Source organism: Psychrobacter namhaensis, from assembly GCF_016107545.1.
Lineage (GTDB): Bacteria > Pseudomonadota > Gammaproteobacteria > Pseudomonadales > Moraxellaceae > Psychrobacter > Psychrobacter namhaensis.
Genome location: NZ_JABASS010000013.1, coordinates 63,481 through 82,923, shown reverse-complemented (window position 1 = coordinate 82,923; position 19,443 = coordinate 63,481). Strand labels below are relative to the sequence as shown.

13 protein-coding genes and 3 tRNA genes are annotated in these 19,443 nt (G+C 46.5%); 5 read left to right on the top strand and 11 right to left on the bottom strand.

The genetic code is table 11. The features are described 5' to 3' along the window. Nucleotides 1-141 precede the first annotated feature (141 nt). The 8 genes from gspF to JFC06_RS09980 all read right to left on the bottom strand — a co-directional run bounded on the left by gspF (nt 142) and on the right by JFC06_RS09980 (nt 7,986). On the bottom strand, nt 142-1,344 hold the full coding sequence (gene gspF / locus JFC06_RS10015) for a type II secretion system inner membrane protein GspF (protein WP_198334934.1): 1,203 nt from the start codon (nt 1,342-1,344) through the stop codon (nt 142-144). Nucleotides 1,345-1,394: 50 nt separating this feature from the next. Further along, nucleotides 1,395-2,480 carry a hypothetical protein gene (locus JFC06_RS10010; protein WP_198334933.1) on the bottom strand — a complete coding sequence of 362 codons (1,086 nt, stop codon included), beginning with the start codon at nt 2,478-2,480 and terminating at the stop codon, nt 1,395-1,397. 287 nt (nt 2,481-2,767) lie between these two features. Continuing rightward, nucleotides 2,768-3,703 carry a helix-turn-helix transcriptional regulator gene (locus tag JFC06_RS10005; protein ID WP_193006343.1) on the bottom strand — a complete coding sequence of 312 codons (936 nt, stop codon included), beginning with the start codon at nt 3,701-3,703 and terminating at the stop codon, nt 2,768-2,770. Nucleotides 3,704-4,313: 610 nt separating this feature from the next. Beyond that, nucleotides 4,314-4,389: transfer RNA gene (locus tag JFC06_RS10000), tRNA-His, on the bottom strand. A gap of 40 nt (nt 4,390-4,429) precedes the next feature. Further along, a tRNA-Arg gene (locus tag JFC06_RS09995) sits at nt 4,430-4,506 on the bottom strand. Between the two features lie 103 nt (nt 4,507-4,609). Next, nucleotides 4,610-4,686, bottom strand: a tRNA-Pro gene (locus JFC06_RS09990). Nucleotides 4,687-4,926: 240 nt separating this feature from the next. Beyond that, nucleotides 4,927-6,471 carry an McrC family protein gene (locus tag JFC06_RS09985; protein WP_227670210.1) on the bottom strand — a complete coding sequence of 515 codons (1,545 nt, stop codon included), beginning with the start codon at nt 6,469-6,471 and terminating at the stop codon, nt 4,927-4,929. Nucleotides 6,472-6,483: 12 nt separating this feature from the next. Beyond that, complete coding sequence (locus JFC06_RS09980) at nt 6,484-7,986, bottom strand: McrB family protein (RefSeq protein WP_227685593.1); 1,503 nt, start codon at nt 7,984-7,986, stop codon at nt 6,484-6,486. Between the two features lie 396 nt (nt 7,987-8,382). Between JFC06_RS09980 and JFC06_RS09975 the strand changes: the two genes are divergently transcribed. Continuing rightward, complete coding sequence (locus JFC06_RS09975) at nt 8,383-9,135, top strand: DUF4442 domain-containing protein (RefSeq protein WP_198334931.1); 753 nt, start codon at nt 8,383-8,385, stop codon at nt 9,133-9,135. 124 nt (nt 9,136-9,259) lie between these two features. On the opposite strand, the gene gspE is transcribed toward JFC06_RS09975, so the two are convergent. Beyond that, entirely contained in the window at nt 9,260-10,810 is a 1,551-nt protein-coding gene (gspE, locus tag JFC06_RS09970; protein WP_198334930.1) for a type II secretion system ATPase GspE, read from the bottom strand. A 528-nt stretch (nt 10,811-11,338) separates the two neighbouring features. Here gspE and JFC06_RS09965 point away from each other — a divergent pair. Continuing rightward, nucleotides 11,339-12,121: a thiazole synthase gene (locus tag JFC06_RS09965; protein ID WP_198334938.1), complete on the top strand. Its 783-nt coding sequence runs from the start codon at nt 11,339-11,341 to the stop codon at nt 12,119-12,121. A 91-nt stretch (nt 12,122-12,212) separates the two neighbouring features. After that, nucleotides 12,213-13,640 carry a WS/DGAT/MGAT family O-acyltransferase gene (locus JFC06_RS09960; protein ID WP_198334929.1) on the top strand — a complete coding sequence of 476 codons (1,428 nt, stop codon included), beginning with the start codon at nt 12,213-12,215 and terminating at the stop codon, nt 13,638-13,640. Between the two features lie 41 nt (nt 13,641-13,681). On the opposite strand, the gene JFC06_RS09955 is transcribed toward JFC06_RS09960, so the two are convergent. Together JFC06_RS09955 and dxs are read right to left on the bottom strand one after the other, a co-directional pair. Next, nucleotides 13,682-14,509 carry an inositol monophosphatase family protein gene (locus JFC06_RS09955; RefSeq protein ID WP_193006337.1) on the bottom strand — a complete coding sequence of 276 codons (828 nt, stop codon included), beginning with the start codon at nt 14,507-14,509 and terminating at the stop codon, nt 13,682-13,684. Between the two features lie 386 nt (nt 14,510-14,895). After that, nucleotides 14,896-16,950 carry a 1-deoxy-D-xylulose-5-phosphate synthase gene (dxs, locus tag JFC06_RS09950; protein ID WP_198334928.1) on the bottom strand — a complete coding sequence of 685 codons (2,055 nt, stop codon included), beginning with the start codon at nt 16,948-16,950 and terminating at the stop codon, nt 14,896-14,898. Between the two features lie 543 nt (nt 16,951-17,493). Here dxs and ribA point away from each other — a divergent pair. Further along, on the top strand, nt 17,494-18,186 hold the full coding sequence (ribA, locus tag JFC06_RS09945) for a GTP cyclohydrolase II (protein WP_198334927.1): 693 nt from the start codon (nt 17,494-17,496) through the stop codon (nt 18,184-18,186). An 11-nt stretch (nt 18,187-18,197) separates the two neighbouring features. Continuing rightward, nucleotides 18,198-19,196: an oxygen-dependent coproporphyrinogen oxidase gene (gene hemF / locus JFC06_RS09940; protein WP_198334926.1), complete on the top strand. Its 999-nt coding sequence runs from the start codon at nt 18,198-18,200 to the stop codon at nt 19,194-19,196. Nucleotides 19,197-19,443: the final 247 nt, after the last annotated feature.

Here is a 19,443-nt window from a genome sequence, read left to right as displayed (position 1 = left end):
TTGCAAGCTCTTGTGGCGGTGCGCCATTAGATATTATTAAACAATATATTCAGAATCAGCGAGGCTAGCCAGTGATGCGAAATTCACCTCTACCCCAATGTCGGGTGGAGTCCTCTTTCGCTTTTTTGATAGGCCGTGCCGCTAGCCTGCCAAGTCATTCATATTTACAATCGGGAGCATCACTGCCATCACAATAATCATTACTACTACGCCCATCAGCACTAACATCAAAGGTTCGAGCAACGACAGCAAGGTACTGATAAAATTGGTGGCTTCCGCTTCTTGCATGGCAGCCGCGCGGCTAAGCATATTTTCAAGCTCCCCTGAGTTCTCACCACTTTTAATCATTTGTACCATCATTGGCGGAAAATAGGTCGATTTTTCAAGTTGACTGGACAAACTAGCGCCTTCAGTCACCCTATCAGCGGCGGTAATGATGGTTTGCTTAATGTGCAAATTGGTCGTCACCGCAGCACCTATATGCAAAGCTTCAATCAAGGGCACGCCTGAGCGTACCAATATGGCAAGCGTACTGGCAAAACGCGCCGCATTTAGACCTTTAGACAAGCGCGCCAATATGGGTAACTTAAGTACCATACTGTCTATGGCTAGTTTACCCGCTTTGGTCTGAGCAAAACGATAGAATAAAAACGCCGCCCCTGCTAACACCAATAGCATCAGCCACCACCACTGGGTAATGATGTTTGATAAGGTCAGGACAACTTGGGTAATCAGCGGTAGCGCTTGCTCAGACTGCTCGAAAACCTTGACGATTTTGGGCACCACAAAGCTCATCAAACCCATAATCACCCCGACTGCCATCACCATCAATACAATGGGATAAACCATCGCGCCTTGTATTTTCTTTTGTAAGGCAAAGCGGTTTTCGGTGTAATCTGCTAACTGATTGAGGATTAGATCTAAATGACCTGACTTCTCCCCTGCCGCGATAGTAGCGATATAAAGGGGCGGGAAGCTTGCGGCTTGCTGTAAAGCACGGGCGAGGCTTAGCCCCTCTAAGACGTGTGAGCGCACGGCCAGCATTAAGGACTTAATATGGGTTTTTGGGGATTGTTTAGCGACAGCTGCCAACGTTTCTTCAAGTGGAATACCCGCCGCGAGTAAGACAGATAACTGGCGTGTAAGGAGCGCCAACTCATACGCCGACGGTTTTTTATAGCGGCTTTTACTTTGACTTTGTCGATCATTAACGGCGCTGACTTCTACCGGTGTCCAGTGCTTATCACGCAGCTGCTGACGAACTTGCCGCGCAGAATCGCCTTCGAGCAAGCCTTTTTGGACACCGCCGCGATCGTCGAGCGCTTTAAAATGATAAGCGGGCATAGCAGCAGATATCCCAAGGTGATCAAAGATAGAGAGTTAAAAACCAGTGCTTAAAAAAGCGGCGTAGAATCACTACTATCAGGCATTAAACCGTTTAATAACAAAACATCGAGATGCTGCTGCTGTAGTTTTTTATCAAAATCGTTCACCTCGGCGATCAGCATTCTCTCGATACGCTTATCGCTGGCAAAGACACTCAAGCGAGCACAGATAACCGCCAGTTGATAAACACGTTTTTTGCAGTAGCTATCCAAGCCTTGTAGTAACCTCACCATATGCGGGGTTTCAAGACTGGCGTACTCATAATCAGCAACGGCCTGTTGCCCAAGGGCCGTGACGCCATAGCTGATAGACAGGTGCGCGCAAAAATAACAACTGAATAAATAACCAACCACATGACCGATGTAATAGCCTCGATCATAGGTAAAGCTGCTCACCCCAAAATGCCCTAAGACGTAGCTATTGAGACTGCCTTGGTCACGAATGGGTTTGCCGTGTTTTAGCTTACCAACAGTGGCAAAGCAGAGTGGGTTTCGTCCATCCTGAGTGGTTAGTTGCCAGCCTGCTGGCTGCTGCGCTGGCATATGACGCACGATATCTGCGATGATATCATCGACCACATGCAACTGCTGCCAGAGGCGTTCTAGTCCATCCGTGTCCATCAGGCCGCGTTTATCGAGCTGCTGTGCAAGTTGATATTGCTGATACTCTGCAAACTGAGATTTGAGCGTTTGTACCAAATAAGTGGGACGGGTCTCGGCAGAGGCGACGTACAACAGCCGAGTACGCTCATGCTGAGCATGATAAACTGCCACACGCTGCTCGGCAATACTAGGCTCGCTATCAGTAGTCGCCACACTGTCATCAGTTGCAGCAGCAGACGGCGTGTCAGCTGCAACTTTCGACGCCCCCTCTTCATCTGCAGGATCTTCAGAAGCTAACGTAAATAGGGCCAACAACGCCGCCTTGTCCAGTGTCTCAGGCACCTTCTTTTGCTCGTTTTCTACAAGGCGAGGGCTATCTTTGGCGTTGCCTTTAGCACTATTTCCCTTGCTCTTACTTTGTTTTTTAACAGACGCAGCAGGGCCTTTTTGGCTATTGGCTTGTGCGCTTGGCTTTGCAGTCGGTTCAGTCATAACATACCATCAGCAGCAAAAATAAACATCTTCTAGGCCATACTATATGGCTAGCATACCGTGAAAAACAATGCGCTATAAATAAGCGTTTGCGCCTAGACGACTCATTATTCCATAGTACCTGAACACAAGCACATTGTCAGCTGTGCATCGCCAAATTACCGTCATCAAGATCAGTCAGCAACTCGCTATCGAAGTGCCATGTTTCCGAGTTAAAAAACAAAAAAGCGTTAAGGATACGATGGTAACCTTAACGCTTTCGACAAAAAGAGTGCCACAACCGTAAGCTAAGCGAGGTTGTCTTTTTGATACTGTTGGCGGTACGCTTTTGGTGATACGCCATAAACGCGCTTGAACGCCTGACTGAAGGTGGAGTCCGAAGCATAGCCCACCAGCTCACTGATTCGGCTGATACTGTTTTGTTGCAGGCGTAAATACCGCGCTGCCAAACGCAAGCGGTAATCAATAAGATAGGTCAATGGCGGCATACCCACCGTATCCTTGAAGCGCTGCGCAAAGCTCGAGCGCGACATTCCTGCTGTCTCAGCGAGCTTATGAATGGTCCAATGTTGGCTTGGTGCTTCGTGCATCGCGGCTAGTGCTTTGGTCAAAAACGGATCTTTCATGGCTTTTAGCCAATTTTCTGTGGCCTCGGGCAAGCTTTCAATATAAACCCGCAAGCATTCAATCATCATAATACTGGCCCAATGATTGATGACCGCTGTTTTGCCCATGCGCTCACGCTCCGCTTCTAACGTCAGCAGCTTAATCTCAACGTCAATAACCTCAAACCTACCATCATCTTCATCGTTGATTTCAGGCAGTATTGATGGCAGCACAGACAACAGAGGACGAATCATCTCTTTGTCATACTTGCACTCGATCAATATTAAAGACGAATTAGGATCACCATTACCATCAATATCCAGCGTATGCTCTTTGCATGTCGTCAGCATCTCATCGAGCGGTCTGGCGTCCTCGCCATTATGATCCAGCGCGTAGCTGACATGCCTATACGCATTGGGAATCATAATCATATCGCCAGCGTGTGCCTGTCGCAGACCATCACCAACATCAATACAAAAACTACCAGACATCACTAAGTAAAATAAAATGGTGTCTTTTCGAGTGATTGAATAAGACCAATTTCCAGCACCATTTAAACGATAATACTTGGTTTCAAACAAATAAACGTTTTGTAACAATACGCTTAGTGCGTCCATCAAACACTTCCTCAATAGGCAAAGTCAGTAGCAGCAAATTCCTTCGAAAACACACACATCCCTATTACAGCCTTAGACTGACTGAATATATTCAATCATTATTTTGACTAACTTAAGCGTTACCTATCTTCTATTTATAGCTGATGGCTTAAGTGTCAGATAACATCCATAAACTGGTGTTACACGGTACATACTATAGAACAAAAACCCAAAAAGGCTAGCCGTAGGGCAAAAAATAAATGTCCAACACGTTCAAATGGATGGACACAAACTAGCGCGCTTTTAAGCGTTTAAGCGTTTAAGCGTTTAAGCGTTTAAGCGTTTAAGCGTTTAACTATAGTCAACAATTAATAAAATGGAGACACGATACGATGCTACGTGACTGGTACAAATTTTTCTTGCTTGCCATGGCTACGCCGACAAGGCGACAAAAACTTATCTCAGCCCCGCTGTATCTCTTTTACATTGACCTGACTATATCAAAATAAGATCATACAACTAAACAGACAGGCACAAAAAAATGCCAAAATCGGCAAGTATATTATTTAGATATAATTTTTTATAACAAATAGGATGTATAAATACTAAAGGAAGAGAATGCAGAATAAAATGGGGCGACTGATGGGACTCGAACCCACGACAACCGAGATCACAACCCGGGGCTCTACCAACTGAGCTACAACCGCCATAACTGCTGCCAAGGACTGGCAAAATATGCAGGCTAAATGGTGCGCCTGGCAGGGTTCGAACCTGCGACCACCTACTTAGAAGGCAGGTGCTCTATCCAACTGAGCTACAGGCGCTCTTAGGGGCTTTTTATATATTCAGTCTCGTTTAAAATATAAATATATCAGAAACTAAACCATTATACATAAAAAAAAGCCTGTAAGGCTCTTAAAAAATAGATGGTCGGAGTGATAGGATTCGAACCTACGACCCTCTGGTCCCAAACCAGATGCGCTACCAAACTGCGCCACACTCCGAAATTCTCTATTATCACGATAGCTTGTTAACTACTTCGTTAGTGGCGATGCCGCTAACTTGTTAATGTTCCTCGCTATCGAGGTGCACATATTAAGGGGTAAAGCCGATTCTGTCAACACCTATTTTTGATTAATTTAAAATAATTGCTAACTTATTTCAAAAAGCCCGTATTTCTTATAAAAACAACGGTGACAAAATCTCTTACCAACCTTGATACTACGTAATCACTAGCGGGGTCATTATACTACATTCACTGCTGGAAGCAAGCCACTGTTTATCGTACCGGTAAGGACGTTAAATGGCATCAGCCATAGCGGTGCATGACCTGCTTGATTGTCGGCACGCTCATTATCGTAGCCTTGTTGCTTGAGTGCCACAGGCTGCCTGTCACTGCCTTGTACCGGATAGACCAACCAGACCTGCTCTGCTTGGTAAGCCTGCGCATAACTGACCAATTGATAAGCGTCACTTGCACTGATGGCCGCCGTTTGGGATAAATGCTTCCATTTCATATCGATGACATGACTATAACTTCCTGAAGCGCTCACTTGCGAGGTTTCTTTCGTATTATCCTGACCATGGTGACAATTTTTGTCAGTAGTCACTTTATATATGAGTAAATCAGGGCGTATCGACAAACACGCCTGCCCTTCTGTATCACTTAGCCAAACACGCTGCGTTTGATACAAGGGACGATAGCTTTCGCTCATTTGGGTAAACATTGATGCGATGCGCTGACTTGCCCATTGCTCAAAAGCTTGATTCATATCAATCAACAGACACAAACGCAGTTGGGGGAGGTTTTGTTTCAATGAGCGGTGTGAGTCAATGCCATTACCCGTTGCTACGTTTGACTGCTGCAATAGCCAATAAGCGAGATCGACTAATTGCTGGCCAGCTTGTAATTGCTGCGCTCGAAGCGGCTGCACCGCTAGATGACGTTTGGCTTGACCATATATCAACTCTAGCTGAGTCATTTCATGCCGAGTCAGCGTAGACACTGGCTGCCATGCTTGGAGGGTGTGACAGATACTTGACTTAGAGACTAGCGGGGTCAGCAAAACCAGAGCACTCTTAATCAAGCGATTGCCCAGCATATCCTGACTCAACACACTGCTCTCACAGACAAACTTATGCGGCTGCATGCTGTTGTGGCGCAGCTGCTCTTTGATGAGTAGCCGACCTTGTAGCGAGGCTTGGTTTTGAGTTTGTGCCTGATAGTGCTTGGTCGGCTGATAATGAACCAGCCACTGCAAAAACTGCGCAATCAACCAATCTGACAATGGTAGTGTGGGCAGTGCGGCTGGGGGTAGCGATGCCAGCTGATGACTGAATTGACCTAAGTTTTTTGTATGCGGCAGTTTATGACGGGTACGGCCACCGCTGTTGGTCAAGTCGGACAGCATCTGTTGCACCCATTGACGGGTTTGGCTGACGTCATTGTTTTGAGCGGTTTTATAGGATTGCTGTTGCCGCTGAGAGCGTGGATTTTCAGGACTTGCACCCAGCTTTGGTAGTATCTCAAGCGTCATGCCACTCGGCAGTAAAATGATCCCAACATAATGTCCGACCTTTAGCTGCCACTGGCCCTGCTTGCGTTTAATGGTAAACACCGAAAACTCTTGCGCCAGCAGCCAGTGAAAATCAGCGACGTGCACAAAGTCTTGCGCCGTTAAGCGTTGATGCTCAAACACAGTGATAACGTTCGCATCACGCGCGGCAACATGGCTGCTATCCGTATGACTCAAGACATTACTCTGATTTTTCTCTGGGTTATTTATCACCGCTTAGCGACCTTACTCATATAAACGTTGATAAACAAAGGGTTTGATAAACTCGCCCGTCTTAGCGATAAGATCCGTGTTAATCCTATAACTGCCTGCGGTCATAGCCTGCCCGAGAAACGCGCCATGCCCTGAGAACATTTGATTTTGGCCTGCGGTGTTATTTTGATTATCCATCTGACTGCTTGGATTATTATTTATCAGCGCTTGGCTATCGTGGATAAATTGAGCACTCATTGGCTGCGGCTCATCGTTAAAAATATACTGCAAGACTGCCACTTGTCCGCCAGCCGCTTGCGCTAATTGGGGAATGATTTGTTCAACCAGCACAGACTGCAATTGCTCAAGATTATTAACTGACCAGAAAAACGCATGGCCCAATTGCACATCCGCCCCTAGCGCTTGCATAATACGGTTGTTTAATCCTATCAATAGTTTGGCCAAATCTATCGTTGCTGCTGCGTCTGCTGCATTGCCAGTGTCTGACTCTTTGCTAAGACTGATAGTCGGTAACAACTCAGGCTGTGGCGGACAGTCAACAAAGCGAAAACGCCGACGTAATGCCATATCCAGTGGTGCTAACGAATGATCTTGGGTGTTCATGGTCGCATAAATATCGACATTAGCAGGCACACTAAAAGGCCGGCCAGAATACGCCAAATTTACTGTCATCGCGTTTGCCATACCAGCGCGTTTGTCTGGCTCAATCAAACTCAACAGCTCACCAAACACGCGTGAGACATTAGCGCGATTGATCTCATCAATCAGCATTGCATAACGCTGTTCAGGGTTATTGGCCGCGCGCTGACACAAGGCCAAAAATGCACCGTCTTGAACGGCGTAACTCATCTGAGACGGACTGTTATTGATATGGCTATTATTGGTTTGCGCATGGTTGGTTTGGTCATGATTGGCATGAGTAGAGGCTGCCAGCACAGGGCGAATCCCTTCAACAAATTCTTCATAGCCATAGGCTTGATGGAAGCTGACCATACTAAAGCGCTGCTGGCTTACGCCTTGGCCAAGGCTAGCATTGTTATCACGCTGTGCCTGCTGAAACTCTGCTAGCTGCTGTGATAGCTCATCCAATAGCGATATGCTCTGGGGCAATAGATACCATGCCCCACTAGGATCTTTATCAAAATAGGCTTGGCTGGCACGATTTTTATACGAAACGGTTGTTGAGCTGGCAGGGCTGTGTATTTGCAGCACAGACCATGCCGTATTACTTAAATTACTGTCACGCGCGTTTTGCGCCGCTTTTGCGAGAAAAAACGCATGATTGACCACTTCAGGCACTTTTACCAAGTCTTGCTTGTTGGCTTGAAAGTCTAAAAATATCAAACACACGACTTCGCGCCAGCTCAAATCGTATAACAACTGACCCAGCAAGTCTTCATCATTCGCTTTAGGCAGATAATCGGTATACTCTTGCGCAATTTGTAGCAAACGGTAGGTTTTACCCGTACCAGCGACACCCGTATAGATGATATTGATTGGCTTGTGAGGAGACATATCCGGCATAGCGTTATCCAGCGTTAAGCATTCGCGTAAAAAATAAATAAATCACGCTGCACTCTGATTATAGCGTGGTTTACTCCGTAGCATCCAGTAATGCCATCTCCTAACCTACAGGCCATTAGACCATGCTTGGTGATCTGTCTCCATCACATCATTACGTTACTGTTATTTTATAAGCGCAGCAGTTCATGGTAATAATAGTAGGGACACGTCAGTTAATGTACCATAGGTAAAATAGTGACTAGGGTAAAATAACGGCTAGGATACAGTGGGGGTGTTACTCACGCTTGGAATGATTGTTAGTGGGCAAGCACTTGCCAATACCGCTTCTCAATCCTTCATCCTCATGTCATTATCACTGTAAAAACCATCCAACTTAAGGAGTTTTGTATGTCAGGATTATTAAAAAAATTGCCTATCAAACTGACCAGCAAATTGCCAGCCAACGTATCTGACAATACCAGACCACCAGTTGAAAAACCGAACAGCATCCTTAAGCCCATTAGCAATCAATTTACCAAGCTTTTGTCAGTCACCAAGTACTTGCCTGCCAGTGCACGCTCAAGTATTTTATCCAAAGCGTTTGGTAAAGTGGTGCCATACGTGGGCACGACAGGTGTCTATTATGAGACCGTCGAACCCAATCAAGTGGTGGTCAGTTTAAACAACCATAAATCCGTGCAAAACCATATCGGCACTATCCATGCCGTGGCCATTACCTTGCTTGCTGAGACCGCAACGGGCTTTATTTTGGGTTTAAACCTGCCGTCTGATCGTGTGCTACTGATTAAATCTTATTCGGTGAACTTTCATCGTCCGATTAAAAAAGGACAAGTGGCCGCCATAGCGAGCTTAACGGATGAACAGCGCTTAGACATTTTGAATACCCCAAAAGGCGAAATGGTGATTCCTTGTGTCATCCATGATCGTGAGTCTGACAGCGAGCGCGCCCCTATCGTGGTTGAGATGACGTGGGCGTGGATACCCAAATCTGAATTAGAAGCGCGGCGTCAAGGCAAAACCAGCGAAAAAGTAACCAAAGCGGCCACTGACCTCAGTGCTGACACTGAAGCTAAGCCATATACTGAAACTGAGTCGGACCAGCAAGCAGTGGCTAAAACTGATACAGCAGAAAACAAGTAGCCAGTTGAGAGCTCGTAAGAATCCATGGGTAGTCTACTTTGAGAGCTCGTACGTGTCTGGTCAGATAGGTGTTAGAGACGGCAAATCGATCAAAAATGCCATGAAATCGGATAGACACGTACCATTAGCTAACAATAGCGTCATCAGTCAGGGCGCTTTCTTTGGTCACCCGCAGCACCTCCTCTAACGTCGTCCGCCCCTCTATGACCTTGCGTAGCCCATCAGCACGAATCGATGGTGTCTGCTGGCGGGCGTACTCTTCTAGCTCGTACTCAGCGGTATTACTGTGAATCATGCGGCGTAAGGCATCATCAATGGGCACCACTTCGTATATCGCTGTACGTCCTTTAAAACCTGATTGATTACACTTGTCACAGCCGATAGGTTTGGGCAATTGAATAGATGTTCCTGCCCCTTTCTCCTGAGCCTCAGATCCTGCTTCAATACCAATTTCGGTGAACAGTTTGGCTTGTTCGGTATCCGCTGTCTGCCAGCCATGGCAATACGAGCAAAGCGTGCGAACCAGACGCTGCGCCACCACGCCAATGAGCGAAGACGATAACAAAAACGGCTCCACGCCCATGTCTTGTAAACGGGTGACTGCACCAATGGCAGTATTAGTATGCAGCGTGGATAATACCAAATGCCCTGTCAAAGACGCTTGTACAGCAATCTCGGCCGTCTCAAGATCACGAATCTCACCCACCATCACCACATCTGGGTCTTGTCGCAACATCGCGCGCAAACTTTTGGCAAAGGTCATATCCACTTTGTTATTGACCTGCGTTTGGCCAATACCATCGAGCTGAAACTCAATCGGATCTTCAGCCGTCAAGATATTACGGGTTTGATCGTTTAAGTCAGTCAATGCCGAATACAGCGTGGTGGTTTTGCCCGAACCTGTCGGCCCTGTCACCAAAATGATGCCATGGGGACGATGAATCAAACGCTTAAGCTCACTATAGTCATTATCAGAGAGCCCAAGGTAGGTCATATTCAGACGACCTGCTTGTTTGTCTAATAAACGCATGACGACACGTTCACCAAAGCTTGACGGCAGTGTAGAGACTCGCACATCGACCTCACGCCCTGCCAATCTTAAGCTGATACGACCATCTTGCGGCACACGCTTTTCAGCGATATCCAATCTGGCCATGACTTTAATACGTGATACCAATAATGGCGCCAATTGGCGTTTGGGCGTAATGATTTCTTTTAATTCTCCATCGACGCGAAAGCGCACCACCAAGCGCTTCTCAAAAGTTTCAATATGTATATCTGAGGCATTTAAACGTATCGCTTCAGACAACAGCGCATTGATCAGACGGATAATAGGCGCATCGTCTTGCTGATCCATCAAATCCTCAGTTTCAGGGACACTGTCCGCCAAACTATCAAGGTCGGGATGGTCTTCAAGCCCAGCGGCAATATGCTGCGACTCTCCTGTATTACCAGCGTAAGCCGCGTTCATACGTTTTTCAAAGTCATCTGAGCTGATACTTTCATAAGTCGGTACAGCGCGCACGCCTTGCTGCTGTAAAAAACGCACCGCCTCATTAATGGCCGATAACGGGGTGGCTTTGGTCAATACCAAAGTCGGTGACAGCTCAGGATCGATAGCAAGTATGATCAAGATTTGATGGCGTTTCGCAAAACTGTACGGCAGTTGCAGCATATAGACGGCCTGATAAATAGAGATAACGTCAGAAAAAAATCGTGCGAAAAAGTAGCAAACGCACTGTGCGCACTGGGCTTAGCGGGCTAACCCAAAAAGAGTGCAAGTAAGATTGCATGAGTTTGTTATAATAACATTTTGTTTTAAACGCGTATGATTTTATATGAGCCACGTTGTAGGTCGCCGTCACTCCCATACTTTTTATCGTGTTCATAGTAAAGCGATAGCCAGCTCACTGTAAAAAACTACCGTGCTGCTAGATTAGTTTCTATCGCCTTTGTCGGCACAAGTTGTGAGCAGAATGACAGACCGTACTGTCATTGAGACTGCCAACGTAACAGATTTATAATGAATCGACTGTGTCATGCGATTCTTATTTTACTGACAGTGCGTTACTATGACTTACTGCACGCGTTTTTATACCACTTGGACTGTTTATTACTATTTGTCTTTCACCTTGCCCGCTCGCTATTAGGATTTGCCGTTATGTCAGAGAACGCTAACACGACTACTCACCCCACTCCACTGTTGCAAGATACGTTTACCGTTGGTAGTCGCACCTTTTCCTCTCGGCTGTTGGTGGGTACAGGCAAGTATAAAGACATGACTGAAACTGGCGAAGCTATTGCCGCGTCCGCCGCAGAGATTGTGACAGTCGCCATTCGTCGTACCAATATTGGACAAAACAGCCATGAGCCCAATCTGCTTGATGTGATTTCTCCTGACAAATACACCATTTTGCCCAACACAGCTGGCTGCTTTGATGCAGACACCGCGATTCGGACCTGCAAGCTTGCGCGTGAGCTGTTGGGTGGCCACAATTTGGTCAAGCTTGAAGTGTTAGGTGATGAAAAAACCCTTTATCCCAATGTCACCGAAACGTTAAAAGCCGCCAAAGTATTGATTGATGATGGTTTTGAAGTCATGGTTTATACATCAGACGATCCCATCGTCGCCCAAGAACTAGAGAGCATGGGCTGCGTGGCAATTATGCCGCTTGGCAGCTTGATTGGTTCAGGTCTAGGGCTGCTCAATCGTCACACGCTCAGCTTAATTATCGAAAATGCCAAGGTGCCGGTGTTGGTTGATGCCGGCGTTGGCACAGCCTCGGATGCAGCGCTGGCTATGGAGCTTGGTTGTGATGGCGTACTGATGAACTCAGCGATTGCCAATGCCCAAAACCCAGTCATGATGGCACACGCCATGAAGCATGGCATTTGGGCAGGCCGTGCAGCATTTTTGGCAGGTCGTATGCCTATGCGCAAGATGGCCACGGCCAGCTCACCGCAAACTGGCTACTTTTTTCAGTAGGTTTACGACACCACGGCCCTAGAAGAACCCGTTATAAAATAATCAGAAAATATGATTTTTTATCCAATGTATCGTCATAAAAGGATTTATTATGCGACTTCTCACCGCAGTCGACCAGTTGTTTTTACTTCTTGAGACACGTAAACAACCCATGCACGTGGGAGGATTGTTCTTATTTGAGTTGCCCGAGGCGGCGGAGAGCGATTTTGTGTATCAGTTGGTCAAGCAAATGCAAGACTCTGATGTAGCGCCAAGCTTCCCTTTTAATCAAGTTCTAGAGCATTTGGTGTTTTGGAAAAAAGACAAAAACTTTGATGTCGAACACCATCTTCACCATGTCGCTCTACCAAAACCTGCCCGTATTCGCGAGCTGTTGATGTACGTCTCAAGAGAGCATGGCCGCCTGTTAGATCGCGCCATGCCGTTATGGGAATGCCACGTGATTGAAGGAATTCAGCCAGAAAATAAAGGTGGGCCAGAACGGTTTGCGTTGTATTTTAAGATTCATCATTCTTTGGTTGATGGCATTGCTGCCATGCGCCTTGTACAAAAGTCTCTGTCACAGTCACCAAGCGAGCCCGTTACTCTGCCAATCTGGTCATTAATGACGCGTCATCGTAACCATGTCAATGCACTGCTGCCGGCTGAAAGATCGGTCAGACGTATCATCAAAGAGCAAGTGTCTACCATCAAACCTGTCTTTACAGAGCTGCTAGATAATTTTAAAAATTATGGCGATGATGGCTATGTCGGTACGTTTGATGCGCCTATGAGTATTTTGAATAAACGCATTTCCGCCTCACGGCGGATAGCGGCGCAGTCTTATGATATAAAACGGTTTAACGATATCGCCGAAAGATTGAAAATCAGCAGAAACGACGTTGTGCTAGCCGTTTGTGCGGGCGCCATTCGTCAGTATTTAATATCGATGGATGCCCTGCCCAGCAAGCCATTAATAGCATTTGTGCCTATGTCATTGCGTACCGACAACAGTATATCGGGCAATCAGTTGTCGTTTGTGCTGGCGAATCTAGGCACGCATTTAGATGATCCACTGCGTAGGCTTGAGCTGATTCATCGTAGTATGAATAATGGCAAACGCCGATTTCGCCGGATGAATCAAGCGCAAGTCATCAACTATAGCGTGATCGCCTATGCGTGGGAAGGTATCAATTTGGCCACCGGCTTATTCCCTAAGAAGCAAGCTTTTAACCTTATCATCTCTAACGTTCCTGGGTCTGAAAAGCCCCTGTATTGGAATGGCGCACGGCTACAATCCTTATACCCCGCCTCTATCGTCTTCAACGGCCAAGCGATGAATATAACCTTAGCCAGTTATTTGGACCGGATTGAGTTTTGTATCACTGCCTGTAGTAAAGCCCTACCCCATGTACAAGACATGCTGATGCTCATAGAAGAGGAGTTAACGTTGTTAGAAACGATGAGTAAAGAGCTTGAATTTAAAGGGATAACGGTCAAAGATAAAAATATGAAAACCAAAAAAAAGCTGGCTCCATAATGGAACCAGCTTTTGTTATTTAATGGTCTAAATGCAACTGCTTAAAAAACATCGCCCCAAGTTGGCACCACAACTTGCATCAACGGTTTTAACAGTTTGACATTACAAGCAAAAATAGAACCTGAGGTCATAGAGTTATGAGCGCCCGTGTGATCCACCACCACACCGCGTGCTTCGGTCACGATAAGCTCACCCGCTGCGATATCCCAAGGCTTAATAGACATCTCAAAGTAGCCATCAAAACGACCAGCCGCCACATAGCACAAATCAAGTGCCGCTGAACCCAAACGACGAACCTGACCACCTGCTTCAGATATTTTCTGTAAGCTTTCAAAGTGCTGTTTAGCGTAAGAGATGACTTCACCATTGCGCTTACGCTCAAGCGGATGACCTGTGGTAAATAGACCACCATCCAGCGTTTTGCGTTCGCTCACATTGATACGGCGCTGATTGAGACGAGCACCTTTACCGCGGCTGGCAGAGAACATCTCATCACGGACTGGATCATAGATAACGCCGTGTTGCGTGACCCCTTTATGCTGTACCGCGATAGAAACACAGAACTGCGGCACACCATGAACGAAGTTTTTGGTGCCATCTAGCGGATCGATAATCCAGCACCAGTCAGCGTCTTCGCCGCGGCCTTCTTGCATACCAAACTCTTCACCCAAATATGAGTGATCTGGATAGCTGGCTTTTAGCGTTTCAATAGTAAGCTCTTCACTAAAACGATCAATACGAGTGACCAGTCCATCAAGTCCTTTAGATTCAATATCTAACTCGATTTTGTGGCGGTTTTGATGCGCATATAAAATCTCTTTACCAACTTTTTCAGCAGTACGCGCTGCGATGACGACCATGGGTTCCATAAATAACCTATTTGCTTGATGAATGAATATAAAAAATAGTAAGACCAAATCTGTGCCCACAACCTGCCAATCAGCCGCTGCATCACATCGTACCTACCACACACTGTTGCTATGCGATTTAAAAAACGCGCCTATTAAAACGTTCTTCATAAAATAAGAATCGCATTATACTAAAATTGTTCGATAAAAACGAAAAGCATTACGTACGCAAAACCCGCCACTGTTAAACCAACCGCTGTTTTGGTGGTCATCACAAACTGCACAAGTTGTAAAAAAGTCAGCACCTACGGCTAGCAGGCGTTCGCTCTCGTTATCGAGCTTTATTTGTTCAAACCAATGCTCGATTTGAACGAGCATTATAACGCTTAAAATATTAAAAGTATGGCTTACGACAACAGCTGCTGAAGCTGCATGAGCACACCATCGATATCTAGACCACAGTCAGCCATTTGCTCTGCTTGCGAACCATGGGCGATAAATCGATCAGGGATACCAATATTACAGATAGCTGGGCGATTACGCTTGAAGGCAGTCGACTCATTGAGCAAATACTCATTCACCGCGCTACCCGCGCCGCCCATGATCATATGCTCCTCTAACGTCGCGATATGAGTGATGCCTTGCGCCAATAATGTTTCTAACAACGCCGTATCTAAAGGCTTTACCCAGCGCATATTGACAACATGAACCTGACAGCCTACCGCGTCATCATGAGTGAGACTTTCTGCCGCTTGCTGAGCCGTGGCCACCATGGTGCCAAACGCTAATAACGCAAGTTTTTTGGGAGCCGCATCGCTACCTAAAATGGATTCTACGGCTGCCTCACCGATTTTATAAGTGTGGGCAGGCTGCTCAATCACTGCCCCTGTACCAACACCGCGCGGATACCGAACCGCTGTGCAGCCTTGATATTCATAGCAAGTATTAAGCAGATGGTAGCACTCGTTCTCATCTTTTGGCGCCGCAATCAGCATATTGGGCACACAGCGCAAAAATGCAAAGTCAAATACGCCAGCGTGGGTGGCGCCATCTTCACCGACTAAACCTGCACGATCAATCGCAAACATCACGTCAAGATTTTGTAGTGCCACATCGTGGATTAGCTGGTCGTATCCCCGCTGCAAAAATGTCGAATAAATCGCTACAATCGGCTTAACACCTTGGGTCGCCATGCCAGCTGCTAGCGTGACCGCATGCTGCTCAGCGATGGCCACATCAAAAAAGCGCTCTGGGAAATGGCGCGCAAAGTCGGTCATCCCTGAGCCTTCTTCCATGGCAGGAGTAATCGCCAGTAGCTTCTCGTCGTGAGCTGCTTTATCGCATAAAAACTGCCCGAATACTTGTGAGTATTTTAAGGCAGGCTTGGTATTTGACTGTGACGTTTCTTTGTCCGTATTCTGGGTATCACACTTAATGTCTACTGGTAACTTGCTGATCGCGTGATAGCCGACTGGATCTAACTCCGCGGGCGCAAAACCTTTGCCTTTTGTGGTATAAATATGGACTAAAACAGGGCCTTTTAGACGCTTAGCCAGAGATAGCACACGCAGTAACTCAGGGATATTATGACCGTCAAATGGACCGAAATAGGTAAAGCCGATCGCTTTGAATAAATTGTCTTCTAGCTGCGGGACATCACGCATCTCTTTATGACGTTTGCGGCGATCAAAAGCTTGCATGTCTGGGCGATGACACAGAATAGGTTCGCCTGAATCAGAGATATCTACCTGATAACCTGATTCCCAAAGCATGGCTAAATGACGGGAGAAGCCACCAATAGAACACGATATCGACATATCATTGTCATTTAAAATGACCAGCAGATCAGCATCTTGCTGCACTGCGTCATTCATGGCTTCAAATGCCATGCCGCCTGTCATCGCACCATCACCAATGATACAAGCAACGGTTTGCGCGCGACCCTGATAACGCAGCGCGAGACTCATGCCTAAACCAGCTGAGATTGAGGTCGATGAATGTCCAACACCAAACGTATCGTAAACCGATTCTGCTCGCTCAGGAAACGCGGTCAAGCCATCCTTAGAGCGGATAGTGCCTAACTGCTCGCGGCGCCCTGTCAACACTTTATGCGCGTACGCTTGATGTCCAACGTCCCAAACGATCTGATCGTGCGGCGCCTCTAACAAGTAGTGGAGCACTATGGTCAATTCTACCACGCCCAAATTGGCACCAAAATGACCGCCACTTTGGCCTGCTGAATACAACAAAAAAAGCCGTAGCTCATCAGCCAACACAATCAGCTGAGCTGTTGTAAAGGTATTCAAATCCGCTGGTGCAGCAATACTATCAAGTAAAGGCGTCTGCGGACGCACGCGCGGGATCACAGTATAAGTCTGCTGTAAATTTGACAGCTGGGCAGCAGAATCAAAGGCTGACGCAGATACGGACTGAGGCTGTGGGGAATGAATTGATTGCTGCATAAACCGTACAATACCTACTATTCTGCTGACAAGACGTTGCCGGAGCGCGTAACGCTAACTAAGCCACGTCAATAATATCTACATCGTTATGGATGTAATGGATTATATAATAATTATTTAGGCAACTTGTATACACATAGCTGCTATCTACGCTGCGCCTAAGAGCAAATGTGCCGCCGTAATGGACAGCAAGGCTACAGTGCTCAGACGCTTTAATGCCAAGGGCTGATATTATGCCTTATTATCTTGCATCATTATCAGATGTTAGTGACGACATAGTAATGTAAGGACAAAGACTTGTCACTGTATCCGTCAAAATAGTATGGCATAATAGCATTTTTTTTTAATTATCGCTTCAATCATCGTGCGTCGTTTGTGAACTTTGTGTGTTTTTATCATAAAGACAATCAGCACGCTTGGTTTACGAACCGGTTATACTGACATCACCCTAACTCTAATAATATGGCTAGGATGACATGGCTGCTTTATCACAGCCATAACAGACTCTCTACCGCCACCATTATCGGCTTATGCAGGACATTAATGTCATATCAATTTATCACTAGCGCCAAACTACCGACTCGTCACGGCGAGTTTGATATTCATATCTTTGAAAACGATGCGGGTCAAGAGCATGTGATGCTGACCGTTGGTTTGTCTGTGGCTGAGCAAAATACAGATGCCGCGGCTATATCGAGCCAAAATGCGCCAACGCTCCAAAAGGACGAATCTCTAGTAGAGCAACCAATCCCCTTGGTTCGTATTCACTCCGAGTGTCTCACGGGCGATGCGTTTAGCTCATTAAAATGTGATTGTGGGCCGCAGCTCAATACAGCGATGCAAGCGATACAAGAGACGGGCTATGGTGCTATTTTGTATTTGCGTCAAGAAGGTCGCGGTATTGGCCTGACCAATAAGATTCGCGCTTATGCCCTGCAAGATCAAGGTCATGATACCTTAGACGCCAACCTCATGTTGGGCTTGCCCGCTGATGCACGTATTTATGATATGTGCGGGCCCATGCTCGCCCATGTTGGTGTTAAGGCGGTAAAGCTCATCACCAATAATCCTGATAAAGTGGCTTATCTGGCTGAAAATGGTATTGAGGTTGTCGAACGCGTGCCGTTATTGGTTGGGGTGAACGATATGAATGCTGAGTATCTCGCAACCAAACGCGACCGTATGGGACATCTCTTGGACAAAAATATCAATACCGCCATACACCTTAATAAATAGATGGATATCTTATGAGTATTCCAAATATGGACAATAAACAAGATTTGCCAGCGGCAGATTCAGTAGCGACACCGACCAATACTGACATCACGCGTGTGCGTGAATTTTTAGTCGATTTGCAGGCACGTATCTGCCAAGCTCTAGAAGCACAAGAGCGTGACGGCGGCGGTGATGCCAAATTTGTTCCTGATGACTGGGAGCGCCCTGAAGGTGGCGGTGGCCGCTCCTGCGTGTTAGCAGACGGCAAAGTGGTGGAAAAAGCGGGCGTGATGTTCAGTCACATTCATGTCCACAACTTGCCTGCTTCAGCCACGGCGCGCCATCCCGATATCGCTGGCCGTAAAGCGCAAGCCATGGGGGTCTCACTGGTTGTCCATCCCAAAAACCCAAACGTTCCTACCAGCCATGCGAATGTGCGTTTGTTCGTAGCAGAAGCTGAGGGCGAAGACCCTATCTGGTGGTTTGGCGGTGGTTTTGATTTGACCCCGTTTTATCCGGTGCTCGAAGACTGTGTTCACTGGCATCAAGTCTGCCATGACCTTTGCGCGCCTTTTGGGGACACTGTTTATCCTGACTTTAAGCAATGGTGTGATGAGTATTTCTACCTGCGTCATCGCGATGAGCAGCGCGGTATTGGCGGCTTGTTTTATGATGATGTCAATACTGACAGTCGCGGCTGGGATTTTGAGACGTGCTTTGACTTTATGCAGGCGGTTGGTAACGGTTACCTTGACGGTATCATGCCAATTTTCGAGCAGCGTAAAGACACGCCTTATACCGAAGAGCAACGTGAATTTCAGCTGTATCGCCGTGGCCGCTATGTTGAATACAACCTTGTCTACGACCGTGGCACTTTATTTGGACTCCAAAGCAATGGCCGTATTGAGTCTATCCTCGTCAGTATGCCGCCGCTTGCCAGCTGGCACTATCGCTTTGAGCCTGCTGAAGGGACACCTGAGTTTGAATTGACTGCTTATTATCTAAAACCCCGTGATTGGTTAGCCCTATAGTTTTTTATACACCATAAAATCTATCATTTTTAGAGAATGCCTATTTAGAAAGTGCCTGTTTAGAGAATGCTCATAAGGTCAGCCATCGTAGCTGGCCTTATTTGTGTCAGCCTTTTAATCTAAAATAGGGAGATCTGAAACGATACACCTTATCGTTACCTTAAATATTACGATGATATAACAACTATACTAACTACCTTGATGTAGATAACCGTTACAATAGAATTTATTTTTAGCAAAACCCGTT